Source organism: Streptomyces cyslabdanicus (genome assembly GCF_052663305.1).
The window spans coordinates 16,643-39,112 of record NZ_JBQRUW010000004.1; the positions used below are offsets into that span (position 1 = coordinate 16,643).

The 22,470-nt window shown below is 65.8% G+C and carries 28 protein-coding genes and 1 tRNA gene; 22 read left to right on the forward strand and 7 right to left on the reverse strand.

Annotated elements, in window-relative coordinates:
- Window positions 1-5: 5 nt before the first annotated feature.
- From ACTYVM_RS03605 to ACTYVM_RS03615, 3 genes are all read left to right on the forward strand, one after another.
- A complete protein-coding gene (locus ACTYVM_RS03605; protein WP_445524499.1) occupies window positions 6-737 on the forward strand; it encodes a GntR family transcriptional regulator in 732 nt (243 codons plus the stop codon).
- Window positions 734-1,015, forward strand: coding sequence for a hypothetical protein (locus tag ACTYVM_RS03610; protein ID WP_445524500.1), 282 nt, complete (start codon window positions 734-736; stop codon window positions 1,013-1,015). Before ACTYVM_RS03605 ends, ACTYVM_RS03610 begins: the two co-directional genes overlap by 4 nt.
- Window positions 1,016-1,371: 356 nt before the next feature.
- On the forward strand, window positions 1,372-3,102 hold the full coding sequence (locus ACTYVM_RS03615) for an ATP-dependent nuclease (RefSeq protein ID WP_445524501.1): 1,731 nt from the start codon (window positions 1,372-1,374) through the stop codon (window positions 3,100-3,102).
- Window positions 3,103-3,611: 509 nt separating this feature from the next.
- On the opposite strand, the gene ACTYVM_RS03620 is transcribed toward ACTYVM_RS03615, so the two are convergent.
- On the reverse strand, window positions 3,612-4,019 hold the full coding sequence (locus tag ACTYVM_RS03620; RefSeq protein ID WP_445524502.1) for a tetratricopeptide repeat protein: 408 nt from the start codon (window positions 4,017-4,019) through the stop codon (window positions 3,612-3,614).
- Between the two features lie 103 nt (window positions 4,020-4,122).
- On the opposite strand from ACTYVM_RS03620, the gene ACTYVM_RS03625 reads away from it, so the two are divergent.
- The 4 genes from ACTYVM_RS03625 (at window position 4,123) to ACTYVM_RS03640 (ending at window position 7,102) form a co-directional block, all read left to right on the forward strand.
- A complete protein-coding gene (locus ACTYVM_RS03625) occupies window positions 4,123-4,896 on the forward strand; it encodes a DUF4231 domain-containing protein (RefSeq protein WP_445524503.1) in 774 nt (257 codons plus the stop codon).
- Window positions 4,893-5,345: a hypothetical protein gene (locus ACTYVM_RS03630; protein WP_445524504.1), complete on the forward strand. Its 453-nt coding sequence runs from the start codon at window positions 4,893-4,895 to the stop codon at window positions 5,343-5,345. Before ACTYVM_RS03625 ends, ACTYVM_RS03630 begins: the two co-directional genes overlap by 4 nt.
- Before the next feature lie 274 nt (window positions 5,346-5,619).
- Window positions 5,620-6,192 (forward strand): hypothetical protein, encoded by a 573-nt coding sequence (locus ACTYVM_RS03635; RefSeq protein WP_445524505.1) that lies wholly within the window; start codon window positions 5,620-5,622, stop codon window positions 6,190-6,192.
- 4 nt (window positions 6,193-6,196) lie between these two features.
- The gene (locus ACTYVM_RS03640; protein WP_445524506.1) at window positions 6,197-7,102 is read left to right on the forward strand and encodes a DUF4231 domain-containing protein; all 906 of its coding nucleotides are present in this window, start codon (window positions 6,197-6,199) and stop codon (window positions 7,100-7,102) included.
- Between the two features lie 71 nt (window positions 7,103-7,173).
- On the opposite strand, the gene ACTYVM_RS03645 is transcribed toward ACTYVM_RS03640, so the two are convergent.
- Entirely contained in the window at window positions 7,174-8,007 is an 834-nt protein-coding gene (locus tag ACTYVM_RS03645) for a hypothetical protein (protein WP_445524507.1), read from the reverse strand.
- A gap of 396 nt (window positions 8,008-8,403) precedes the next feature.
- On the opposite strand from ACTYVM_RS03645, the gene ACTYVM_RS03650 reads away from it, so the two are divergent.
- The gene (locus tag ACTYVM_RS03650; protein ID WP_445524508.1) at window positions 8,404-8,577 is read left to right on the forward strand and encodes a hypothetical protein; all 174 of its coding nucleotides are present in this window, start codon (window positions 8,404-8,406) and stop codon (window positions 8,575-8,577) included.
- A gap of 67 nt (window positions 8,578-8,644) precedes the next feature.
- Here the strand turns inward: ACTYVM_RS03650 and ACTYVM_RS03655 are convergent, their stop codons facing one another.
- Together ACTYVM_RS03655 and ACTYVM_RS03660 are read right to left on the reverse strand one after the other, a co-directional pair.
- Window positions 8,645-8,977: a hypothetical protein gene (locus tag ACTYVM_RS03655; protein ID WP_445524509.1), complete on the reverse strand. Its 333-nt coding sequence runs from the start codon at window positions 8,975-8,977 to the stop codon at window positions 8,645-8,647.
- A gap of 28 nt (window positions 8,978-9,005) precedes the next feature.
- Complete coding sequence (locus ACTYVM_RS03660) at window positions 9,006-9,467, reverse strand: hypothetical protein (RefSeq protein ID WP_445524510.1); 462 nt, start codon at window positions 9,465-9,467, stop codon at window positions 9,006-9,008.
- 86 nt (window positions 9,468-9,553) lie between these two features.
- On the opposite strand from ACTYVM_RS03660, the gene ACTYVM_RS03665 reads away from it, so the two are divergent.
- Window positions 9,554-10,747 carry an AAA family ATPase gene (locus ACTYVM_RS03665; protein ID WP_445524511.1) on the forward strand — a complete coding sequence of 398 codons (1,194 nt, stop codon included), beginning with the start codon at window positions 9,554-9,556 and terminating at the stop codon, window positions 10,745-10,747.
- Window positions 10,748-10,795: 48 nt separating this feature from the next.
- Window positions 10,796-11,653, forward strand: coding sequence for a TOPRIM nucleotidyl transferase/hydrolase domain-containing protein (locus ACTYVM_RS03670; RefSeq protein WP_445524512.1), 858 nt, complete (start codon window positions 10,796-10,798; stop codon window positions 11,651-11,653).
- Window positions 11,654-12,017: 364 nt separating this feature from the next.
- Here ACTYVM_RS03670 and ACTYVM_RS03675 read toward each other — a convergent pair whose 3' ends face one another.
- The gene (locus tag ACTYVM_RS03675) at window positions 12,018-12,236 is read right to left on the reverse strand and encodes a hypothetical protein (protein WP_445524513.1); all 219 of its coding nucleotides are present in this window, start codon (window positions 12,234-12,236) and stop codon (window positions 12,018-12,020) included.
- 155 nt (window positions 12,237-12,391) lie between these two features.
- Entirely contained in the window at window positions 12,392-12,853 is a 462-nt protein-coding gene (locus tag ACTYVM_RS03680) for an NUDIX hydrolase (RefSeq protein WP_445524514.1), read from the reverse strand.
- Between the two features lie 18 nt (window positions 12,854-12,871).
- Between ACTYVM_RS03680 and ACTYVM_RS03685 the strand changes: the two genes are divergently transcribed.
- The 11 genes from ACTYVM_RS03685 (at window position 12,872) to ACTYVM_RS03735 (ending at window position 20,283) form a co-directional block, all read left to right on the forward strand.
- A complete protein-coding gene (locus ACTYVM_RS03685) occupies window positions 12,872-13,651 on the forward strand; it encodes a GntR family transcriptional regulator (protein ID WP_445524515.1) in 780 nt (259 codons plus the stop codon).
- Window positions 13,652-13,789: 138 nt separating this feature from the next.
- Complete coding sequence (locus ACTYVM_RS03690; RefSeq protein ID WP_445524516.1) at window positions 13,790-14,146, forward strand: SCO3933 family regulatory protein; 357 nt, start codon at window positions 13,790-13,792, stop codon at window positions 14,144-14,146.
- Window positions 14,147-14,148: 2 nt separating this feature from the next.
- On the forward strand, window positions 14,149-15,501 hold the full coding sequence (locus ACTYVM_RS03695) for an FtsK/SpoIIIE domain-containing protein (protein WP_445524517.1): 1,353 nt from the start codon (window positions 14,149-14,151) through the stop codon (window positions 15,499-15,501).
- 83 nt (window positions 15,502-15,584) lie between these two features.
- Window positions 15,585-15,788 carry a hypothetical protein gene (locus ACTYVM_RS03700; RefSeq protein WP_445524518.1) on the forward strand — a complete coding sequence of 68 codons (204 nt, stop codon included), beginning with the start codon at window positions 15,585-15,587 and terminating at the stop codon, window positions 15,786-15,788.
- Window positions 15,788-16,477 (forward strand): DUF2637 domain-containing protein, encoded by a 690-nt coding sequence (locus tag ACTYVM_RS03705; RefSeq protein ID WP_445524519.1) that lies wholly within the window; start codon window positions 15,788-15,790, stop codon window positions 16,475-16,477. The genes ACTYVM_RS03700 and ACTYVM_RS03705 overlap by 1 nt, the downstream gene beginning before the upstream one ends.
- A 20-nt stretch (window positions 16,478-16,497) precedes the next feature.
- Window positions 16,498-16,689 (forward strand): mobile element transfer protein, encoded by a 192-nt coding sequence (locus ACTYVM_RS03710; protein WP_445524520.1) that lies wholly within the window; start codon window positions 16,498-16,500, stop codon window positions 16,687-16,689.
- Between the two features lie 12 nt (window positions 16,690-16,701).
- Entirely contained in the window at window positions 16,702-16,857 is a 156-nt protein-coding gene (locus ACTYVM_RS03715; protein ID WP_390839833.1) for a hypothetical protein, read from the forward strand.
- Window positions 16,858-16,882: 25 nt separating this feature from the next.
- On the forward strand, window positions 16,883-17,200 hold the full coding sequence (locus tag ACTYVM_RS03720) for a SpdD-like protein (RefSeq protein ID WP_445524521.1): 318 nt from the start codon (window positions 16,883-16,885) through the stop codon (window positions 17,198-17,200).
- Between the two features lie 127 nt (window positions 17,201-17,327).
- Entirely contained in the window at window positions 17,328-18,695 is a 1,368-nt protein-coding gene (gene repSA, locus ACTYVM_RS03725) for a replication initiator protein RepSA (RefSeq protein WP_445524522.1), read from the forward strand.
- Window positions 18,692-18,889 (forward strand): helix-turn-helix transcriptional regulator, encoded by a 198-nt coding sequence (locus tag ACTYVM_RS03730; RefSeq protein ID WP_362347845.1) that lies wholly within the window; start codon window positions 18,692-18,694, stop codon window positions 18,887-18,889. Before repSA ends, ACTYVM_RS03730 begins: the two co-directional genes overlap by 4 nt.
- Window positions 18,889-20,283, forward strand: coding sequence for a tyrosine-type recombinase/integrase (locus tag ACTYVM_RS03735; protein WP_445524523.1), 1,395 nt, complete (start codon window positions 18,889-18,891; stop codon window positions 20,281-20,283). The genes ACTYVM_RS03730 and ACTYVM_RS03735 overlap by 1 nt, the downstream gene beginning before the upstream one ends.
- Window positions 20,284-20,459: 176 nt before the next feature.
- On the opposite strand, the gene ACTYVM_RS03740 is transcribed toward ACTYVM_RS03735, so the two are convergent.
- Window positions 20,460-20,535, reverse strand: a tRNA-Arg gene (locus tag ACTYVM_RS03740).
- Window positions 20,536-20,855: 320 nt separating this feature from the next.
- Between ACTYVM_RS03740 and ACTYVM_RS03745 the strand changes: the two genes are divergently transcribed.
- Window positions 20,856-22,469 carry a dynamin family protein gene (locus ACTYVM_RS03745; RefSeq protein WP_445524524.1) on the forward strand — a complete coding sequence of 538 codons (1,614 nt, stop codon included), beginning with the start codon at window positions 20,856-20,858 and terminating at the stop codon, window positions 22,467-22,469.
- Window position 22,470 lies beyond the last annotated feature (1 nt).

Genomic DNA, 22,470 nt, shown 5'->3' on the forward strand with positions numbered 1-22,470 from the left:
GGTCCGTGCCTTCTCGCCATCACGACATCGCCGACGATCTCCGCCACCAGATCACGACCGGCCGCATCAAGCCCGGCGAACGCCTGCGGTCCGAGGCTGGCCTGGCCGACCGGTACAAGGTCAGCACGGTGACACTGCGGAGTGCCCTCGCGGTCCTCCAGGGTGAGGGCCTCGTCGAGAAGATCCACGGCAAGGGGAACTTCGTTCGGCGCCCACTCCGCAAGATCATGTATGTCGGTGGATGGGGAACGCTGGACCCGTGGACCGCCGCTGAAGCGGCTCTGATGGTCACCGTTCGCAGCACTACGGTTCAGGCAGACGGGCATCTGACGACCTTGCTGAAGGTGCCCACAGGCAGCTCCCTCGCCGAGTTCTTCTGCGTCAGCCACGAGGGAGAGTCGCCGCACGGACTGGCCCGCATCTACATCCCGCGCGACCTGGCACCGGCCGGAGTGTTCGACGACGAATCCTCGTACCAGGAGGCGGTCACGAGATTCGCCGTCCTCGGCCCGCCGCCGGCCGCTGTCCGGGAGACGGTGAGTGCCCGCCCACCGACATCGGACGAAGCATCGACCCTCCGGACCAGCACCGCAGCGGCTGTCCTCGCGATCACACGCGTCGCGACGGACTCCACCGGACGGGTCATCGAAGCCGCGCTCCTGGTGTTCCCCGGGGATCGCGCCGACGCGGTCTTCACCATCCACCACGTGACCGATGAGAGGCAGGCGCAAGGATGACGGCACCGAACGAACTGCGCCTCCTCCCGTGGTCGGGACCGGAGGGCAAACCCTGCTACCTGAGCACCGACGACAGAGACGGCTACATGTCCCGCCTGGCGGACAACATCGAATCGGTCCAACTCGGCATGGCTGCCGAACTGCTGAAGCAGGCGCAAAAGGTACTCGACGACTCGGACGCGGAGCCGGAGGAACTACGAGTACTGGCAGTCGGCTTGGCTGAAGTCTTGGGGGACACGCTCCGAGTAGCGACCAGCCGAGGCGGCCGCCTGCGATGACCGCCGCTCCTGTTCGTGCGGCTTGACTTGCCGGTCTACTGATCAACGGTCCCGCTGACCAGCGAGCCTGAAGAAGCCCACGGCTCTGACCAGTTCAGATGCCGTGGGCTTCTGTCGTCCCGGACTTTCACGGGAGGCAGCCGCGCGGCAGGCACCGAACCTGCCGGACGCCATTCTCGTCAGGCATGAGGTCGGGTGACATGCCTGGCGAGCTGCCATTTGCTAGACGGGCCGTACCCGCTGTGGCCTCCACGAGGGCTGTCAGGGCACATCTTGCTGAGCGCGCAGACACCGCGCGCAGCGGAGACGCTGAGTTCCGTCAAACCCAGTGCACAGAGCCGGGTCCATGACTCAACATGAGCTTCACAGTCTTCGCGGAGGTGCCTGTGTCGATCGAATGTTCAATCTCCAAGGCTCATCTCATGAGCGGGCAAACGCTTGAGCTGCCACAAAAAGGCGTGACAGTGATCGTCGGACCAAACAACTCAGGAAAATCTAGATTCCTTAGGGAGTTGTATGAAGCGGCGAGGGGCCGCATGTCCGAGAGTCGGGCCATTGTCGTCGACGCCGAGATTCACAAGACGGGCACGGGAGAGGATGTTGTTTCATGGCTCGACAGTCGCCGTTTGCGCCTTTCAAATAACGAGGGTGACTTCTTTTTCAGTGACAACGTCCACGAATCAGAAACACGCATACCCGTCAGTTCTTTTGCTCATTGGGAACATCAGCCTGAACTAGGATCTATGGTTTCTTTCTTTGCCAATCTGCACGACACCGGAAGCCGCCTAAGCATGCCGCTTTCCAGTTCAAAGCCGAGCATTACATACGGCGTACCGCGCGGAACCCTCCAAAAGATGGTTCAGGATTTGCAGGTAGAAGATCGCATTTCACGCCTGGCGGAGCAAGCATTCGGGTTCCCCGTGTGCATAAATCGACATGAACAGCAGCTGGAATTGCTTGCAGGTAAGCCCACGATTGAGGACGTCGGCTACCCGGTCAGCGAAGAGCTTCTAGAGCAGTTCCGCTCATTCGAGCCAGTGGCCAATCAAGGCGACGGCGTTCGCGCGTTCATGGGGCTACTCGTAAACGCCATCACCCCAGCCGGCACGATGATCTTCATCGATGAACCGGAAGCTTTCTTGCATCCCCCTCAAGCTCGACTCCTAGGCCGCTACTTGGCCGAGCACAGCCCTGACAATATTCAGATCGTTATTGCAACCCACAGCATCGACGTACTCATCGGAATCCTAGAAAATAGAGACACCCCGGTGAAAATTGTGAGGATTACCCGGAAGGGCAAGGGGAACAAGTTTACTGAGGTCAGCCCCGAGGAAGTGCGTGGAGTTTGGGCCGACCCTTTCTTGCGCTATTCGGGCATCTTGAACGGGTTGTTCCATGAGGGCATTATTATTTGTGAAGGAGATTCTGATTGCACTTATTATCAAGCCTACATCGACAAGCGTCTACACAACGTCCCCGTGCGAGACCTTCTATTCATGCACGTTAACGGGAAGGCTAGAATTGGGCGCGCGCTAACCGAAGCTCGCCGATTCGGTGTTCCGAGCGCTGCGATTGTTGACATTGATTTTCTGGATGATGCAAGGATTGTACGGGAATGCCTTTCGTCAGGGGGCGACCTGTTCACCGAGATGGAAAAGAATCTACGCACCCTTCAATCGGCGATCACGCAGCTACGGAAACCACCCGTGATGAGAGATCTTATGGATGCTGTCTCCAGTCTCTCGCACCTTGGCGATAAGGATGCACTGAGTGATGAGGCGAGAAGGATAGTAGCCCAGTCCATCAAGCATGTCTCAGGATGGGAGCAGGTAAAAACCGGCGGTATCTCGGCGGTACCACAAGGCGAACCATCAGCCTCTATGCAGCGAGTTATCGCGACTCTTTCCGAGGCAGGAATTTTTGTGGTTCCGGTCGGAGTTCTTGAACGGTGGCATCCTGGAATCGGAAACAAGAAAACCTGGGTACCGGAGGTTTTGGGGCGGAAGCTTCACGAGATGGAAAACTTGCAGCTCAACGAGTTCCTAGGGTCTGTCCAGCAGTATCTCAGCGCTTCATCCGTCCAGTAGCCGGTCTACTGATCACGGGTCTCGCTGACCAGCGGGACGGACGAAGCCCACGGCTCTGAGCTGCTCAGATGCCGTGGGCTTCTGTCGTTGTCGGTTGACGTCGGGTGACCTCGTTACGGCCCAGGGACGGCCCAGCCTCTGCCGCACTGGACTGGCGGCCGACCCCTCGATGGGCCCCGTCTGAACCTCAGCCGACGACAGTGAGCCACGACAGTGGGTGCGCCGACCCACCACGCACGCGTATGCCTCGCTGCACCCCCGCCGGCCTCGGCCACGCTGCCAGTCCGTCGACCAGAGCAAGCCGCGACGGCTGTCCCGTGACGACGATGCCTGAGCCCTCAGCTTGGGAAGCTTGGGTTATCTACGGGCGGTCGCTGGGCTGACCTGTGGTGGAGCAGCTACGGGGCCTGACTGGCCGGCGACCTGGTCCCCGCCGTTCCCTGTGGTTCCCCGCACGATCTGGCACGGTTCTGGCACGACCTCTTCGTCCCGAACTCTCGGCGCGTAGATCATTGATGGTTCTCGGGCTGTTCAATCAGCCGTGTGCGGCTCTTGAGATGCAGGCTCGGTCGCTGACGTTTTTGACGGGCGTTGGCGATGTTGTTGCGGGAGATCAGGGTGTCGGGGTGGCCCTCCCCCAGCACCCGGACGCGGTCGGTCAGAGTCTGCTCGAAGAGGGGGATGGCCCGTCCGAGGTCCCCGGCCGACGCGTACGCGGCGGCAAGGTTGTTGCGGCTGACCAGGGCTTGGCGGTGCGTGTCGCCCAGGACCTGCTCGCACTGGGCGAGAGTGGCCTCCAGCAGGGGGATGGCCTGTCCCAGGAGCTGGCTGCTACTGCCACAGGCGATCTCCGTTCGATCTTCACCCTCTTTAAACTCATGAACCTCATGCGTTTCTCTACATAACTGAGGCCGCATAGACCACGCCAATCACAAGGCGCTATTGCGGCCCCTTCACCACGCCCACTACCTTCTGAGTTTCGATCACCCGGGGGGTCTCTTGACGTCTGATCCACATGAGGTGTACAGAGAAAAGTTCGCTACATTCAGCCTGAAAGAAGCGGACCTGAGGGCGGCTAAGGCGCTCCAGAGGATCGGTTGGCTGATCCTGTTAGGTTCGTTAACCCTGACGGGAATACTCGGGTACACCGTCATCGTCGGCTTGTGGAAGGCAAACGGTGGGGTCACCCGATGGCTTACCCTGATCATCTTCAACATCTTATGGATTGCGTGCGCATGCTGGCTGTATAAAAACCATAAAACCCTGGCCGCAAAGACGACTGCTTTCCGTGATGCGTTACAGGAACGTCAGACGGCGGCCGCTCAGCTTCCTCTCGACACGACCTCGGGCCTGCGTGTCTATCGGGAGGCCTCGCTCGATGTCATCGCCTCCTACCGGGCACAGGCGAGTCGCAACAGGCGCGTGCACAACTCATTCCAGCTGCTCATTATCACCGGGTCGATCGTGGTATCCACCCTCACGGCGATGAATGAGGGATCCAATGCAGCCCTATCAATCGCCACCTCATCCTTAAGCGCACTGGTCGGCATCTCCGCCGGAGTCACCGGATACTTCAAGTTTCGAGAGCGTGGCACCACCTCGCAGTCGACAGCAGACGACATCGAGAAGAATTACAACGCCAGCGGGTTCCAGCTCGGTGACTATGAAGGGTTGGAGGAGACTCCTCGGCTCATTCTCTACGCCGGGACGGTCGAAAAGATCAAAGAAGAACAGCGTAAACGCGAGATCCAGCTGGAGCAGAGCACCTCACACGACGAGCGCTCAGCGCAATGAGCGGCGGTCAAGAAGGCTCCGAACGTTTCCGGGAGCGGGCCGTATCGCTGACGACGGTCCGCTGGTTGCTGGCCCCACGCTGGCAGTGGCGCACCCGTCGGCTACAGGCCGCCCACGGACCCACTCTGGCCTACGAAGCTGCCTGGTGCCTGGTCGCGCTCGCCGACGACGTGGACAACCTGCCCTACGTGCGGCGCCGCACCCGCCCTGTGCCGAGTGTGCCGCCGGGTGTGATGGTCGATGTGTGGGCGCAGCTTCACCCGGTGGAACAGCAACGGCGCCGGGCCTGGCTGACTCGTCACAGCCGAACCCCGCTCCACATGCTGGGAGTCCCGGAGGAACTGATTGAGCTGGCGGGCCTGCACGTCACCGAATGGGCGCTCCCGCCGGACGTGCCATCGATCTCGCTGGTTGTCCAGCAACGGCCTCAGCCAAGGAGGACAGACTGACTGGAGGAGGCGATAGAGATGACAACGCGTCGTTGTCCGCGCGCTGGACTGCTGCCGGTGTCCGGAGCCGGGGTGATCATTCAGCGGCTTCGCCGATCCTGCAATCCTGCTCCATCCCGGAGTGGGATCGGCAGCACATGGCACTGGCACCCAGCCGGCCACTGCCTGAATCCGGCTCCTCCCCCACCGCACGCTGGCTGATCATCCCGCTGACACGGCCTCGAACCCCATGGCAGGGTGCGATGATCGGATCGGAGACGGCAGGGGGGCTCCCGTGGAAGCACGGATTTGGGACGGACTAGTCGGTGTCGCGAAGGAGGCGTACACCGCCTCGCTGGCCGAGGGAGCCGTGCCGCGCCCACTCATGATGCCGCTGGTGCGTGGCGAGCTGGTCGGGCTGTTCTGGGTCCGGGCTATCAAGGCTGGCCAGGACGCGCTCGCTGGGATCGCGGAACTCGCGAACATCGACGCGGCGGCCAGCGTAGACGAGGCGGTACTCGCCTGGGGGACTCACGACGTCGCCACCGCGTGCGAGCTGCCGATCGCCAGCCCAGCGCCGTGCCTGAACATGGTGCTCGCCATCCGCGACGGCCACGTCCTGCACCAGTTCCCTTACAGCGAGCAGCTCCTGTCCCGCAGCCCCAAGGGCTGGGCATCGGTCGCCCCTGACTGGAGGACGGCCCGCGCGTCGCAGCCCGACGGCGAGCTGGTGCCACCGATCCAGGCCACGGTGAACTTCTCCTTCACCTCCATTGAGCTGGACCGCCCCGACCCGTTCGGCATCACCGTCCTGTTGATGGAAGAGGACGGCTACCGCATCAGCCTGACCGAAGCGTTCACCCGCTGAGCCCATGGCCCGGGACTTCGACGACGACGCGCCCCGCCGAATCCAGGACGCGAACGAACTGGTCCTCGCCCGCCAGCGGGACGCCGACGAACGGATCTACGTGGTGACCACCAACCTCGTCATCGACGCACAGGAGAAGCTCGCCCGGCGCCGGCGGCTGGACCGTATCTGGCGCGCCGGATGGGCGGTCAGTTGGCTGTCCTTGCTCACCGCCGTCATCGGCACGGGCATCACCTGGCTGACCGCGGGCACCCCGGCGCGGTTCGTCCTGGGCGATCTCATCTGCGGCAGCCTGCTCCTGATGTCCCTGGTGGCGCTGGTCGGCGTGCACCTCGCTGGGCGGGGCCTGCCCACCCTCCAGCGCCTGGAGGCACAGCTCATCTCCGCGCAGGAGTCCTTGTGGCAGCAGAAGGTGGACCGGCGCCCTGCCCTGGACGACCGACGCGACCTCTACCGCGAGGAAGTCGCCACCGCGATCGAGAAGTACCAGGCGGACAGCCGCAAGTACCGGCGGATCCACAACAGCCTGCAGTCCCTCATCATGATCGGCTCCGCCTCCACGACCACGATCGCGGCTCTAGACACCGGCAAGGAGCTGACCTGGCAAAGCGTCACCCTGACCGGGATCAGTTTCGCCATTACGGTGGCCGCGATGTTCACCGGCTACTACAAGTTCCGCGAACGCAGCTACTTCCTCCAGCAGACCGCCGACGCTATCGAACAGGAGGCCAACGCCGTCACCCTCGGCATCGGCCCCTACAGCGAGTTCGGCGAGGACAGGGAAGTCGAGGCGTTGAAGCTGTTCACCCAGCGCGTCGAGGACCACCGCAACGAGCAGCGGCGCCGCCAACAGCAGTTGGATCAGCCCGCCGACCAGGCCGCGCCCTCCAGCCAGCCGCCGGCGCCGTGACCTCTTCCACCGCGCAGCTGCCGCCAGCCTCCCCCACGGTTGGGACGGGGCGGGGCACGGCCTGGCTCCGGCTATGTCATGGGGTCTGGGAAAGTGTCAAGGACGTCCTCGTCGGAAAGACCCAGTTCCACGCGCAGAAACCGTGAATAGTTCCGTAACATCTGGACATTTACGTATGCACGAGGTTGAAGCGCATTTGCAACCATAACAGCCATTTCGCGTTCCCGGTTGCGCACGCCCGGGGTTATAAACTGCCCCCACAATACCCAGGTCGGGTGCTGCAGCATCCGCAGAAGGCTCTCAGGCTGCATGGTGAGCGGCATTCCCTCTAGCGGGTCGAGGTGGACCAGGATGCCCAGAACAGCCAGCATCTGGTAGTCGGCCGTAAGGGCCACCGCAGCAGTTGTTTCCATCAACTTTCGATCGGTCGCTGCTTCCACCGCCGCGATCTTCGTCTTGACATCGACAGTTCTCAGCGGATCGGCAGCTTCCCCACGTAGAAGCTTTTCCACTTGGTCAGCGGCCATCGAGCGCTTGATGTCCTCGATGAGTGCCTCCGGCAGCTCAAGGCCAGCACCTACCGCTTCGGCTACTTCGTCCAACCCCACCGCATCGGGTCCCATGGCCTCGACCCGCAAGATCATGCTCATCAGGGGCCGGACCTGCCGCCAATCCGGCATCCGTGGAACGCTATCCACATTCAGACCCATCTCCGCCGCTAGGTCCAGCAGAAGGTTGTGCATTTGGAGCGGCTCCTTCGCATGCCGTGCACGTCGCTCTGCCATCTTTAGAGCCGATTCAACCTTCAAATCCCATGCCTCGTCGCTCAGGTCACACTCCACCGGTGACCGCTCGATATCTGCACCCAACACTGCCGCGGTGCGCTGCAGGTGTTCGATGATCACGGCTCGTAGCGCGGAGGGGGAACCAGCACGCAATCCCTGGAACAGAGCCCCGGCAACCGCAGTTCGTGGAGCCCGGCCCTGCTGTGAGGCGCGTGCCAGTGCCTCGCCCTGGTTCACCGTGGCAGGCAACAAGTAGGAACGGGTGCCACGGCCTCGCCCCAGACTGCGCCGGGGGTGGCGCGGCAGATGACCAGCCGCTCGCCAGCGCTCCAACTGGTAGGCCGACACGTGGATGCCCCGCTCGGCCAAGGCCTGGATGAGCTCGGCGTCGGCTCCTGAAGGCGGCGTGCGCGGCATAGGGGCATACAACCCCGCGAAGTTGCCCTGATCAAGACGCCCCCGGCATGAGGTCATGAGGTGTCACCGATCACCCGGAGAGAAGGACTGCATCTACCGATGTCCACCCTGGTTCAGCTTGTCGCGCTGCTGCTCGTCCTGGTCACCACCATCGTCTTCGGCGGCCTCACCTACCTGGTGCACCGCCACCCGGCCTGGGGCAAGCCGCTGACTGTTGGCCTGACGGGTGTTGGCGTGTTGGCCACGGTGATGGCGGCGATCGTTTCCCGATAAGAGTTCTGCCGGGCCTGCTGTTTTGCGCAGATGCGGCCGGAGCCTGACAACTCGCCACCGCTCATGCCTACCCCCACGGGATGTAGCCGAGGTTCAGGTGCCCGAGGCCAGCCAGGCACGGCACCTGGTCCACCAGACGCCCGGTGAACAGGTGCCGGGCCGACGACTCGCCATACCGGTCGATGTGGTCGAACACCAGCTGCGGGTTTTTCATCGTGCGCACCCGCCAGTCGCGGACCTGCTCGCGGGTCAGGTCCTCGAAGACGAGCTCCTGCTCCTGGACCGGGCGGGGCGCGGGCACCATGACCGGCGCCACGGGCGCGGCCGGGATGGCGGCGGCCTGCGCGGCCTCGGCTTCGGCGCGGGCCTTCGCCGCCGCCTGCCGGGCCCCTGCTCCCACTCGGCCTCGCGGACCCACGCCCTGGCCGTCAAGCGTCCAGGCTGACCCCTCGGTTCTGGGCGAGGTAGGCGCCGACCTGTTTGACCGCCAGCGGCAGGCACCCTAGATCAGCAACGAGCGCGCGGGCGTTCACTCTCTGCTGTGGTGTGGGTTCGGTGTCCTTGAACACCAATCGGCACAGCAGGGTGGTGGCGTCGTCGGTGCTGAGGTTACCCAGGGGGAGGGTGGCGGCGCTGTCGGGCCAGCCGGTGGTGCGGCGGCTGGTGGCCAGGTGGTGGCCCTGGTGCAGGGAGCCGATGTAAGGGGCTGTTCCTTCTGCCAGTTCGTCGCCTCTGCGGCCATGCCCCCCGGCTGCGTGATCGCGACGATAGATGGCTTTGTAGCGTGGGGGAATAGCGCGTGCGTGGGCACGCTCCAGTCTCGCCCTCGCAGAGCTACTGACGGGAGTGCGCTCGATGGCTGAGGTCAACTCACCGAAAACACCACCCACATGAGCCTCATGCGCCTACGCTAGTCAGCTCACTAGCCTGCCCATCTCGGCGGTGCCGGCAACCCTGATCCATGAGAGGCACAGCAATGCGGATCTCGCATGTACATGTCCAGAACTATCGCGGACTCCGAGATGTGCAGATCCCAGTCTCTCAGTTCGGTTGCATCATCGGCGAGAACAATGCTGGAAAGTCATCGATTCTACAATCGCTCGATATCTTCTTCGGCGGCCCTACCCTCAAAGACTCTGATTTCTATGATGCGCGCAGCAGCCTGCGTGTCGAGGTTACCTTCGAGGAAATTAAAGACGAAGACCTTGCGCGCCTCGCGGAGGAGCATCGCGGGCGAATCGAAAAAGTAGCGGAGGGCGGCAAGCTAGTACTTTCACGCGTCTACCAGGGGCCCGGTAAAGGGGTCCTGCGCCAGGTTGACGACATTCCGGCCGATAGGCGCTACTGGCCCTCTTCCGTGCTGGAGCTTGTGGCTGGAAAGCGAGGAGATGAGCTGCGGGAAAGTGCGCTATACGCTTTTCCCGAGTTGCGTGAGATTATTTCTCATAGGCCGACCCAGAAGGAGGTAAAAGATGCGATCGCTGGGCTGGCCGCCAATCTCCCACCTGCCGAGCGGACAAAGGGGGATGTAGATCTTCCTACCGGCATGGAAAGGTCCATTCAAGCGCTTCTGCCTGAAGTGATCTATATTCCGGCAGTTAAAGAGCTTTCCGATGACCTGAAAACCTCCGAAAGTGCTTCCTTTGGGAAATTGCTAAGTATTCTATTCGAGCAGATCAAGCCACAGCTTTCAGACGTTGATGCGCTATTTGGTCAGCTCCGTAGTTACCTGAACGCAGAAATGCTGCCAGATGGTGGAGTCGTCGATGAACGGCTTGATGAGGTTCGACAGATCGAAGGATTGGTACAAGGGAACCTTCAAGCCGCCTTTCCCGACACTGCAGTCAGCATCGAAATCCCTCCCCCTGACCTTCGAAGCGTGCTGGCGAATGCAACGATCACAGTTGACGACGGAGTGCGCGGAGCCTTCAAGAGCAAGGGAGATGGTCTTCGCAGGTCTGTGACCTTCGCTATCTTGAGGTCCTACGCGGAATTGCGAACCTCCCTGCGTAGCGACTCTTCAGAAGCCAAGCCGCGCCCGTACCTGCTCTTGTTTGAGGAGCCTGAGCTTTTCCTGCATCCGCGGGCTCAACGCCAACTGTTCGAGGCCCTGCGCATCTTCGCGCAAGACAATCATGTCCTCGTGAGCACTCATTCCACTGCTTTTTAAAGCCCGCAGGCGACTGGCACCTTTATCAAGGTTGCGAAGGATCGAACTGTGACTCCGCCGGCAGCTGTGGCTTACCCGGTGGACTTGTCACATCTCAGGGCGAAAGATCAATTCCAGATGATTCGTCAAGAGAACAACGATGCCGCGTTTTTCTCTGACAGAGTACTTCTTGTCGAAGGTGACAGTGACCACATCTTGATGCCTCATGTCGCTCGCACGCTAAATGTAGACTGGGATTTCGACAAGAGGTCTGTGGCTATTGCCCGCGTTAATGGCAAGTCGAGTATTGCCAGGTATCGAGAGTTCTTTAAGCGCTTCGGTGTCTCGGTGGCTGTTCTTGCTGACCTTGACGCGATCTCGGAGGGCTTCAATAAGCTGGGCGCTAGTGAGGGCTGTGTAGAGAAGCAGCGTCATCTAATGCAACTGATTGGTACTGCCATCGCCGAGGCGACGCCAGAGGCTGGAGAATTGTCTAATAACCAGGCTCGTAAGCTGCGCGATGCTCCAGCAATGAAGGAACTTTGGCGAGACGCGAAACTGACTTGGGAGCTGCACATGGAGGGGGAGTGTGAATGGTCTAACGTGCAGCAAAAAGTGGAAGACTTCTTCACGCGTGCCGTTACCCGTGACCTGCGAACGAGCCTTCTTAAGGATCCGCCCAGTAGCGAAATTGTGGAGGCGAAAGAGGTTCTGATTTCTTCATTGCGCGAAGAGAAAATTTACGTGCTTGAGCGTGGCGCGATTGAGGACTACTATCCTGAGTCTATCGTGGGCGATAAGTTGACAGCGGCGCAGGCCTTCTGTGACGGATATCGAACAGCAGTTGATGTCAGATATGCCCTTTCGCGAGAAAATCCCGACGAGTGCGAATTTGACTTCATTTTCCGAAGTTTCTTCGAGGCGTAGCAGCGGTGAACAGGTCGGTGGAACGGGTTTGGCCGGTGGCCTGCCCGGTCTGGGGTCGAGCATGACCAGGGGGCCGTACGCTGGTTGGCAACTCGGGCAGGCTTTGGACCTGCCCGCAATGTGCACGAGTGGCCCCCTGGTCTTGCTCGACGCGGGACCCGGACCGGGGAGGTGGCTAAAGCCGTGGAGCCGACCGCCCCAGCCACGACGTACCCCTTCTCTGGCATCAGGTGGTTGATTGCTATGCGCGCGGTACGGTCGCCGGCCGGGCTGGAGCGGGGCGGAGACAGGAGCGCAGGCCCGGCCGGGGGCCGGGCCGCGCGCGGGGAGCGGAGCGAGCCGCCTTGATGAAGTAGGGAAAGTCTTATCCCTCGGCCAGATGGGCCCGTCGTCGGTACTCGTCGAACAGGCTGAAGAACAGCTCGACCGCAGGTACGCCCGCCTTTTCTGCCTCACGTTCGATCTCGACCGCCCAGCCAAGGGAGCTGTGACGGCCGAGGCGCTGCCACAGCCACTCGGCGAAGGGTCCCTGAGTGTCGGGGCGCCAGAAGGCGAAGTCTTCCTCGGCACCGTGCACAGCCATCGCGGCTCGGTAGCCGATGAGCATGGAGTCCAAGTGCTGGAGTGAGCCGCCGCGTAGCCACATACCGGGGCGGAGGCGAATCTCATCGAGGAACTCATGGACGCTGGACAGTTCTGTGAGGTGCCTCGGTTGCCGACGTGCGCTGTCCGCTTCTGTCATCGGGTGAGCAACTGCCTGCCGTCGTGGCTGCGTACGTGGGGGCCGTTGCCGTCCAGTGCGTCCAAGAGCCTGACCGCGAAGGCCTCTGTCATGCGCTCGCTGACCTCGTCGGGCGTGAGCCAGGAGACGGCCGTGGACTCGCCTGAGGTGCGTTCGGTGCCGCCGGAGGGCTTGCAGCGGAAGACCAGGGCGACGACGCCGCGGGTCATGTTCTTGTAGACGCCGGTGAGTTCGTCCACCTCGACGTGGATGCCGGTCTCCTCCAGGACCTCGCGGGCCACGCCGGCCTCGGGGGTCTCGTCGAGTTCGAGGATGCCGCCGGGGAGTTCCCAGGTGCCGTTGTCGGCTCGGCGGATCGCCAGGAGGCGGCCGTCCTCGCGCACTACCACTCCGGCCACGGATACGGAGTGCAGGGGAGACGGTGCCGCTTCCTGTGGTTGACTCATGTAGAGGAGCATAGGAGGCAGAGAAGGACTATGGGAACTGCGGCTGGAGGGGTCGGTTCCGGGCCTCGGTACGTGCAGATCGCGGACGAGATCATGCAGCAGATCCGGGCGGGTGTCCTGAAGCCCGGCGACATGGTGCCGAGCGAGTCCGAGCTGGTGGAGCGCTACGGCGTGTCCGGCGGGACGATCCGTAAGGCCATGGTCGAGGTGCGGGCGAGCGGGCTGGTTGAGACCCGGCACGGCAAGGGCTCGATCGTGAAGAACCGGCCTCCCGTGCGGCACCGCTCCTCCGATCGCTTCCGGCGTTCGCTCCGGCAGGGAGGGAAAGCGGCCTACCTTGCGGAGTCCACGCAGTCCGGCGCCACCGCCAAGGTCAGCGTCCTCTACATCGGTCCCGTGGAGGCGCCCGAGGACGCCGCCGAGCGTCTGGGCGTCCCCGCCGGCACACAGGTGCTTGCCCGCCGCCGCCTCTACTTCCGCAACGGCACCCCGGTCGAGACCGCCACGTCCTACCTCCCCTGGAACGTCGTGAAGGAGATCCCGGAGTTGTTCGCCGAGAATCCCGGCGGCGGCGGCATCTACGCCCGACTCGAAGACCATGGGCATGAGTTCGCGGAGTTCGTGGAGACGTTCCAAGCGCGGCCGGCCTCCAAGGCGGAGGCATCGGAGCTGGCGTTGAGCCCGGGGGCGCCCGTGGTCCACCTGATCCGGGAGGCTCGTACGACCGCGGGTCTCGTGGTCGAGGTGTGCGACACCCTCATGGCCGCTGACCAGTTCGTTTTCGAGTACCGGATCCCTGCCGCCGACTGACACACCCTCAACTTCCCGCAGCCCGTCACGGGTTCTTCTTCGTGGCGGGTTGACTCATGTATAGGAGTCGGGCACTCTTCTTCATGTTGCTCCTATACATGAGTGACGAAGTCCTGCATCTGTAGAGGAGTGGTTTCCGTGCGTCAGATTCCCGTCGACACCTCCGGCGCGATCGTGATGGTCGCCAAGTCCCCGCAGGTCAAGGTGCGTGACCGCCGTACCGGCGAGATCGCCACCGACACCGAGACCGGAGCGAAGTTGATGACGGTCGACGTGATGTTCGCGGCTAACCAGGAGGTGGAGATTCTTTCCATCACGGTCCCGGAGCCCGGGATCAGCGGCGAGCTGTCCATGGGTACGCCGGTCGCGCTCACCGGCCTGATCGCCCGGCCCTGGGAGAACGACTTCAACGGCCAGAAGCGGCACGGCATCGCGTTCCGTGCGGTCGCGGTCACCTCGCTCGCCGACGTCGCCGCAAGCCCCGAGGCGGCCTGATCATGACCGGCTTCACGGTCGCCCTGGTGCTGGTCACCGCCGCCGTAGGACTCCTGCGGTGGCGGCGACCCGCCTGGTACTGGTTGACCTTCGGGGTCACGCTGGCCGTGGTGCGGGTCCTGGTCCGGTACGGCTCCGTCATGGACGCCTGCGGACTGACCGTCCCGCCAGCGCGGTGGCGGCTCGCCCTCGCCCGTGCCACCAATCGGCCGATACCGGAGTCCCGCCCGCCGCGCATCCTGCGGCTACGGCCGACTCGTACCGGCCTGGTGCTGCGGCTCAAGCTCCGCCCCGGGCAGGACGCCTTCGACATCGCCGCCGCCTCGGACCGGCTCCGGCACTCGTTCTCGATGTACGGCGTGACCTCGCGTGAGCTGCGCTCCGGTGTCGTAGAGGTGCGGATGACCGGCTACGACGTGCTCAAGCGGGTGCAGATGCCGACCGAGACCGATACCCGGCCGATGCGGGTGCCGGTCGCCCTGCGGCAGGACGGTTCGGTGCACTACCGCGACTACCGGGCGATTCCCCATGCCCTCACCCTCGGGGCCACGGAGTCCGGCAAGTCCGTCTACCAACGCAACCTGGTCGCCGGACTCGCACCGATGGACGTCGCCCTCGTCGGCATCGACTGCAAGCAGGGGGTCGAACTGTTCCCGCTGGCCCGCCGGTTCTCCGCACTGGCCGACGACCCCGACACCGCCGCCGAAGTACTCGATGCGCTCGTGGCCCGGATGGAACGCGTCTATCAGCTCATCCGGGCTCAGCAACGGATTACCGCTGACGTGCCGGATGCGGAGATCGCCGCCGACATCTGGGATTTGCCAGCAGACGTGCGTCCGGTCCCGGTCGTGGTCCTGGTCGACGAGGTCGCCGAACTCGCCCTGTACGCCACCAAGGAGGAGGAGAGGCGCCGGGACCGCGTCATCACCGCCCTGGTCCGCCTCGCCCAACTCGGCCGCGCGGCCGGCATTTACCTCGAGATCTGCGGGCAGCGCTTCGGCTCCGAACTCGGTAAGGGCATCACGATGCTCCGCGCCCAACTCACCAGCCGTACCGCCCACCGCGTCAACGACGAGACATCCGCCAACATGGCTTTCGGCGACATCTCCCCGGACGCCGTTCTCGCCGCCATCCAGATCCCGGCCGAGACGCGAGGGCTCGCCATCGCGGGCGACTCCTCCGGAGGATGGCACCGCATCCGCGCCCCGCACACCTCGCTCCGCCAAGCCGTGAACATCTGCAACCGGCACGCCGACCAGACCCCGGACTTGCCCGAACTGGCCCCCTTCCGGCCCGCCTTCGGCTCCGATGCCGTGCCCGTGCCGCTGGTCAAGCCCTTCTCGGCCGCTGCCTGATCTCTCCGATCCTCACCGGTCGGCGTGACCGCCTTCGCGCCAGGTCCCTACCCCCGCCATGCCCAAAGAAGGGAGAACCCGCCATGTGCCCGACCTGCGAGGACTTCGCCCGGACCGTGCTCCTGCTCGGCCAACTCGCCTTGTACGCCGACATGGCCGGCGCCGACCTCGACTTCGTGGAAGCCGTCAGCTCGTCCCTGGCCGTCTCGCTGCCCGACCCGCCGCTCGGCACGTTCCTGTCCGACTACGACCCTGACGGCGGCCCCGACTACCCGGGTGGCTCCTGATGGGCGCCCGCCACGGCCTCCGGGTCGACGCGGTCCTGGTTCAGGCCGTGATCGCCGGTGCCCTGTCCTTCGCCCACCTGCACGACCTCGCCGCGGCTGCCGGACAGAACGGCTGGAAGGCGTGGGCCTACCCGGTCAGTGTCGACCTGCTCCTGGTCGCGGCCTGGCGGCGCCTGCGCAGTGAGGGCCCGTCCCGGCTGGCCTGGTGCTGGTTCGTCGTCGCGCTGTTCGCCTCGCTCGGTGCCAACGTCGCCACCGCCGGGTTCCTCGACCTCACCGACCCGCCCGCCCTGCTCCGCCTCGGCATCGCCGGATGGCCCGCAGTCGCCTTCCTCGGTGGAACGCTCCTCGCTCACTCGTCGGCTGCGGAGTCGGAGCCGGTTCCGCCGGCACCCGTCGCGGACACGCGGGCCGCCGGGCCCCCCGCCGAGCAGCCGGTACCGGACGCCGAACGCGCGACGGTCACGGAAGCCCTGCCCGTGCCCGACACCGCAGCAGCCCAGGAAGCCCACCCCTCCTCCGCACCGGTGCCTGCTCCTCCGGTCCCGGCCGTGCTGGTCGACCACGCCCGCAAGGTCGCCGACGAGCACCGCACGCGTACCGGATCCCCGATCGACCCCGACGCCCTGTGCTCCCGCCTCGGCGTCCCGCCGCACCTCGCCGACGCCATCGCCGCCCACCTCGCCTGACCAGGAAGGAGACACCCGCGATGCCCACCCGCGACAACTTCCAGTCCGTGATGCGGATCGGCCCCGTGCAGATCGGCACCCACCGCGACCGCAACGGCAGGACGACGCACGCCGCCGTCTGCACCGCCGACCGCTGCGGCTGGTCCGCCGACTACTCGAGCCACACCGCCGCCCAGCTCGCCGCCCGCACCCACCGCTGCGCCGTCCGCTAGGAGACACAGCCCATGGACGTCCCCCTCTGGTTCGCCCTGCTGGCCGTCGGTTACCTCGGCGTCAAGCTCATCCGCCCGCCCTGGTGGCTCATCGCCGTGCTGCTCCTCGGCGGCTACCTCCTCGCCGACAGCCTCCTGGCCCCCGTCATCGACACCGCTGTCAGGTAACCCGCCCGCGAAAGGAGATCCGCCCATGTTCCGGCCCAAGCTCCCGGTCATGCCGCAGCCCACCGGCCCGGCCACCCTGCCCACGGTCGTCGAGCCGACCAGCATCACCCCGGGCACCCCGGTCCCGCCGCCGGTGCCCGTCGCCGCCGCGTCGTCCCGCCCGGTCGTCCAGTTCACGACCGGCATCGCGCTGGCCCTCGTCGGCGGTGGCACGGCCGTCGTCCTGGTCCTCGGCGCCGTCCTGGTCTCCCTGCTCCTGGTGGTCGCCATCACCGGCGCCTCGGTCGCCGTCTGCGCGGTCGTCCTGCGCTCCCTGCTCGCGTCCGACGCCAAGCGACGCTGACCGGCTCCCGGGCGGCCTCGATACCGCCAAGCATCCGCCGCCCGGGCGCCGTCCCTGTCCGATCTCGCAACCGGAAGGAACCCCCAGCATGGCCCACCGCGCCTCACCCGCGACACCGAGCGCGCCCATGCCAGACACATTGCTCGACCCCACCACCCTCCGGGACGTGCTCCGGGTGGCCTCGGCCTCCGACTACGCCCGCTGGGAAGACCAGATCCGCCGCACCGGCGGCTGCGCCGACCCGATCCACCTCACCGGCTGGATCCTCCACAAGGACAAGACCACCGGCGAGACCCTGCATCACTACTCCACCGCGAACGAGCCGGGCCGACGCCTCCGCCTCGCCTGCGGCAACCGTCGCGCCTCCCGCTGTCCGGCTTGCGCCTGGACCTACGCGGGCGACACCTACCACCTGATCCGCGCCGGCCTGGCCGGGGACGACCGCCGCGACATCACCGCCGCCGTCCGTGAGCACCCGCGCGTCTTCGCCACCCTCACCGCCCCCTCGTTCGGCCCGGTCCACAACCGCCCCGACCACGGCACCTGCCGCTGCGGCACCCGGCACGCCTCCGACGCCCCGGAGCTGGGCACCGCCCTCGACCCGTACACCTACGACTACGCGGGCGCCGTGCTGTTCAACAACCACGCCGGACAGCTCTGGCAGCGCTTCACCACCCGGCTGCGCCGTGAACTCGCCGCCCGTGCCGGCCTTCCCCGCCGAGAACTCGCCGAACACCTTCGCGTCTCGTACGGCAAAGTCGCCGAGTTCCAAAAGCGCGGGGCCCTGCACTTCCATGCCGTCGTGCGCCTCGACGGCCCGGAGGGTCCCGGCACTCCGCCGCCCGCCTGGGCCACGGTCGACCTCCTCACGGACGCGATGCGCGCCGCCGCCGCGCACTCGTACACGTCCGTCTCGGTCCCGGCAGCCGATGACCAGCCGACCAGGACGTTCCGATGGGGTCGACAGCTCGACGTCCGCCCGGTCAAGGCCTTCGGCGACGGCTCCGACATCACCGAACAGGCCGTCGCCTCGTACGTGGCCAAGTACGCCACCAAGGCCGCAGAGAACACCGGCACCCTGGACCGCCGCATCGGCGAACTCGCCGAACTCGACCGCCACCAGGTCCCCGACCACACCCGTCGGCTCATCACCGCGTGCCGCGACCTGGACGCCCTGTATCCGGACCGGCGCCTCTGGGCCTGGGCGCACATGCTCGGCTTCCGCGGGCACTTCTCGTCCAAGTCGCGCACCTACTCCACCACCCTCGGCGCCCTCCGCCAGGAACGCGCCGACTACCGCGCTGCCCAGGAAGCATCCGCCCTGGGCCTCGACGACCGGGAGCCGGACACGGTCCTCGTCCTGACGGACTGGCAGTACGCCGGTCACGGCCACACACCGGGCGAAGCCGCCCTCGCCGCGACCGTCGCGCGTGACCTCCAGACCAACCGCGAGACCGCTCGCGACGCCCTCCTGAGCGAAGGGAGCACGACATGACCACGGCCATCCGGTCACGCAGCATGCTCACCCTCGCGGAGGTCTGCGAGGAACTGGCCGTCTCGCGCTCGACTTTCTACGACTGGCGGGCGAAGCGCCGTGCCCCGCGTTGCATCAAGCTCCCGAACGGTGACCTCAGGATCCGGCGGAGCGACCTCGAACACTGGCTCGACGACCGTGAGGACGCCGCCTGATGGAGACGACGTACGAGGTCAAGATCTACAAGATCCTCACGTACAAGGGCGCCCGGAAGACCACCTACACGGTGCGCTGGGTGGTGGCGGGCAAGCGCTGGCGTGAGCCGTTCGGCACTGTCGCGCTTGCCGAGGGCTTCCGCTCCGAGCTCATCACGGCGACCGGCAAGGGCGAGGCGTTCGTCATCGCGACCGGCCTGCCTGTATCGCATCGTTCCAAGTCGGCCGCCATGAGCTGGTACAAGTTCGCCGTCGAGTACGTGGACGCGCGCTGGGCCCAACTCGGCGGCAACATCCGGAAGAACCTCGCCAAGACCCTGACCGCGACCACCGTGGCGCTCCTGCGTGTCAAGCCGGCCCAGTTCGAACCCGCTGCGGTGCGTACCGCCCTGCGCGAATGGGCGTTCAACACGAACCGGCGCGGCGCGGCTCCCCGGGACGTGGAGAGCATCCTCAGGTGGGTGGAGCGGAACTCGCTTCCCGTCTCGGCCTGGGAGGACCCGGACAAGGTCGACGAGGTCTTACGAGCCCTCGACACGCGCCTCGACGGCAGGCAGGCCGCCGCATGGTCACGCAAGCGGCATCGCCGGATCCTGAACGTCGCCATGAAGCATGCGATGCGGCGGCGCATCCTGCGGGACAACCCCCTCCCCAAGGGGAAGGACACGACCGCTGCCACCAAGACCACCAACGCCGTGGACAAGCGGTCCCTGATGGGTCCGGACCAGGCCGCGGCCCTCCTCGACTGGATTCGGCGCCGGCCGCGCGGAGGCAAGCGCCTGCACGCTTTTTTCGCCACGTTGTACTACTGCGGTCCGCGTCCCGAGGAAGCAGTGGCCATTCGGGTGAAAGATGTGACGTTGCCCGCTCCTGGTACCGAGGACCAGTGGAGTGAACTTCTGATCCACACTGCGACGCCGGAGGTCGGCAAGCAGTGGACCGACACGGGGGAGATCCACGAAGAGCGCGATCTGAAGGGCCGTGCCGAGGGGGAGACCCGCACCGTGCCGGGGCATCCCGCTCTGACGCGGATCCTGCGGCAGCACATCGAGGACGAGCTGCTCCAGCCGGGTGACCTGCTCTTTCAGGGGGAGAACGGCGGCATCCTCGCGGGCTCAGTCATCCGCCGGGCCTGGCACGGCGCGCGCAAGGCGGTGCTGGCTCCCCACGTCTTCGAGTCGCCGACGGGCAAGCGCGTGTACGACCACCGGCACACACGCCTGACGAAGTGGCTCAACGACGGGATACCGCCCGCTCAGGTGGCGGACTGGGCCGGCAACAGTGTCCCGGTGCTTCTGGCCACGTACGCCCGCTGTGTCGAGGGGCAGCTTCCTGATCTCAAGAGGCGGCTCGAAGCCGCGGGGGATCTCCCGGAGCTGCCGGACGTCGGCTGACCGTCCCGGCTGAGAACTTCGACACGTATTCGACACGGCCACCCGCGAAAACCCGGTGACAGCCGGACAGCCCCGGAGCCTTCCCATGATCGTCGGGGGAGTGCCCGGGGCTTCGTCGTGCGGCGTGAAACCCGGCCTGACCAGCGAAAAGCCCTCCCGCGAGGGAGGGCGGAGACTGGCGCCCCCGGCAGGACTCGAACCTGCGGCCAAGCGCTTAGAAGGCGCCTGCTCTATCCACTGAGCTACGGGGGCCTGGTGTGGTGGCCTCTGTCGCGGTGCCCTGGTGGGGCTGAGCCGAGACATCGCCGGGGACAAGGATAGGGCTCCCGGATCCATGTCCCGGTTGCTTCGCCTCCGTGGCTCAATGTGGAGGTTCGGTGAAGCGGTCCTGATAATCGCAGGCGGGTACGAATCGTGCATCGCTTTTGACGTCCGGCGCACCTGGTGTTGTGCACTCGTTATGCCTGGGCTGTGCCCGCGCCCCAGTCGTCCCTTCCGTCCGTTGTGTTCTACCGGCGCGCAGACATGCTCATATGCTTCAGAATTCCCCTAAAATTGGGCATTCTTCGCATGTGGTGACCTTGGACGTAAGGCCTCAGCTGCTCGACGCACTCTCCGCCCTGCGCGACCGCGTCGCCGCCGCACGCTTCCCGCTGCCCCTGGCAGGGGCTCCACGCGCGCGTGTCAACCGCGACGAACTGCTCGCACAGCTCGACGACTACTTGGTGCCCCGCTTGAGAAGGCCCCAAGCTCCGTTGCTGGCGGTCGTCGGGGGATCCACGGGCGCCGGGAAGTCCACCCTCGTCAACTCGCTCGTCGGACGGCGGGTCAGCGAGGCGGGCGTGCTGCGGCCGACCACACGGACACCGGTGCTGGTCTGCCATCCGGAGGACCACCACTGGTTCAGTGGCATGCGCGTCCTGCCGGACCTCACGCGCGTGTGGGTGCCCAGGGGCTCCCCCGGGGCCGCGGACGACCTGCTGACGCAGGAGAGCGCCCCCTCCCGGGTGCTGCGCGTGGAGACCGTCGACACCCTGCCCCCCGGCCTCGCTCTTCTCGACGCGCCCGACATCGACTCACTGATCGCCGACAACCGTGTCCTCGCCGCCGAGCTGCTCTGTGCCGCCGACATCTGGGTCATGGTCACCACGGCCGCCCGGTACGCCGACGCGATCCCGTGGCGCCTGCTGCGCACGGCCAAGGAGTACGACGCCATGCTGGTGACCGTGCTGGACCGGGTGCCGCACCAGGTCGCCTCGGAGGTCTCCCGCCAGTACGGGGCGCTGCTCACCAAGGCCGGACTGGGCGAGGTGCCGCGGTTCACCGTGCCCGAGCTGCCCGAGTCGGCCTGGGGCGGGGGCCTGCTGCCCGCCTCCGCCGTCGCGCAGCTGCGCACCTGGCTGGTCCACCAGACCCAGGATCCCGGGGCCCGGGAGTACGTCATGACCCGCACCGCCCAGGGCCTGCTCGACTCGCTGAAGTCCCGGATGCCCGAGCTGGCCAGTGCCGCCGCCGCCCAGTACGCGGCCGGGCTGCGACTCACCTCGGCCGTCGACACGGCCTACGACAGCGAGCACACGCGCGTGCGGGGACGGCTCCAGGCCGGGGCGGTGCTCGCCGGGGGCGCCCTGAAGAGATGGCGCGCCTTCCCCCTGGACTGCTCCGCCGGGGAACTGCTCGACGCGCTCGTGGAGAGCCTGGGCACCCTGCTGCTGTGTGCCGTCACCGCCGCCGACGAGCGCGTCGACGAGGCCTGGCGGCACGAGCCGGCCGCCACGGTGCCGGGGCTCGATGGCCGCGACCACACGTCGGAGAGCGCCGAACACCGCATCGGGCTGGCCGTACGGCGCTGGCGGCGGGAGCTGGAGGAGTACGCCGAGGACGAGGTGGGCCGGCTGGACCGGAGCGTGGCGCCGGACCCCGAGGTCGTCGCCGCCCTGGCCGCCACCGGGCTGCTGGGAGGCCGCCGGGCGCGGTCCGCGGGAGAGGGGCTCGCGGAACGGATCGGCGCGCACGGAGCACTGCGGCTGCGCGACCGCGCCGGGCGGCTGCTGACCGAACACCTGGACCGGGTGATCCACGTCGAACGCGAACGCCGTCTGGCCCCGCTCGACGCCCTCGACCTGCACCCCGAGCCCCAGGCCGAACTCATCGCCGCGCTGTCCGTACTGCTGAAGGAGAGGTGAC

Coding starts and splice junctions, on each gene's coding strand:
- ACTYVM_RS03665 (WP_445524511.1), top strand. CDS start 9,554: ATGCGGATCTCGCATGTACATGTCCAGAACTATCGCGGACTCCGAGAT.
- ACTYVM_RS03695 (WP_445524517.1), top strand. CDS start 14,149: ATGACCGGCTTCACGGTCGCCCTGGTGCTGGTCACCGCCGCCGTAGGA.
- ACTYVM_RS03630 (WP_445524504.1), top strand. CDS start 4,893: ATGAGCGGCGGTCAAGAAGGCTCCGAACGTTTCCGGGAGCGGGCCGTA.
- ACTYVM_RS03720 (WP_445524521.1), top strand. CDS start 16,883: ATGTTCCGGCCCAAGCTCCCGGTCATGCCGCAGCCCACCGGCCCGGCC.
- ACTYVM_RS03730 (WP_362347845.1), top strand. CDS start 18,692: ATGACCACGGCCATCCGGTCACGCAGCATGCTCACCCTCGCGGAGGTC.
- ACTYVM_RS03650 (WP_445524508.1), top strand. CDS start 8,404: ATGTCCACCCTGGTTCAGCTTGTCGCGCTGCTGCTCGTCCTGGTCACC.
- ACTYVM_RS03715 (WP_390839833.1), top strand. CDS start 16,702: ATGGACGTCCCCCTCTGGTTCGCCCTGCTGGCCGTCGGTTACCTCGGC.
- ACTYVM_RS03735 (WP_445524523.1), top strand. CDS start 18,889: ATGGAGACGACGTACGAGGTCAAGATCTACAAGATCCTCACGTACAAG.
- ACTYVM_RS03675 (WP_445524513.1), bottom strand. CDS start 12,236: ATGGCTGTGCACGGTGCCGAGGAAGACTTCGCCTTCTGGCGCCCCGAC.
- ACTYVM_RS03710 (WP_445524520.1), top strand. CDS start 16,498: ATGCCCACCCGCGACAACTTCCAGTCCGTGATGCGGATCGGCCCCGTG.
- ACTYVM_RS03685 (WP_445524515.1), top strand. CDS start 12,872: ATGGGAACTGCGGCTGGAGGGGTCGGTTCCGGGCCTCGGTACGTGCAG.
- ACTYVM_RS03615 (WP_445524501.1), top strand. CDS start 1,372: ATGAGCTTCACAGTCTTCGCGGAGGTGCCTGTGTCGATCGAATGTTCA.
- ACTYVM_RS03620 (WP_445524502.1), bottom strand. CDS start 4,019: ATGCGGCCTCAGTTATGTAGAGAAACGCATGAGGTTCATGAGTTTAAA.
- repSA (WP_445524522.1), top strand. CDS start 17,328: ATGCCAGACACATTGCTCGACCCCACCACCCTCCGGGACGTGCTCCGG.
- ACTYVM_RS03700 (WP_445524518.1), top strand. CDS start 15,585: ATGTGCCCGACCTGCGAGGACTTCGCCCGGACCGTGCTCCTGCTCGGC.
- ACTYVM_RS03680 (WP_445524514.1), bottom strand. CDS start 12,853: ATGCTCCTCTACATGAGTCAACCACAGGAAGCGGCACCGTCTCCCCTG.
- ACTYVM_RS03610 (WP_445524500.1), top strand. CDS start 734: ATGACGGCACCGAACGAACTGCGCCTCCTCCCGTGGTCGGGACCGGAG.
- ACTYVM_RS03640 (WP_445524506.1), top strand. CDS start 6,197: ATGGCCCGGGACTTCGACGACGACGCGCCCCGCCGAATCCAGGACGCG.
- ACTYVM_RS03705 (WP_445524519.1), top strand. CDS start 15,788: ATGGGCGCCCGCCACGGCCTCCGGGTCGACGCGGTCCTGGTTCAGGCC.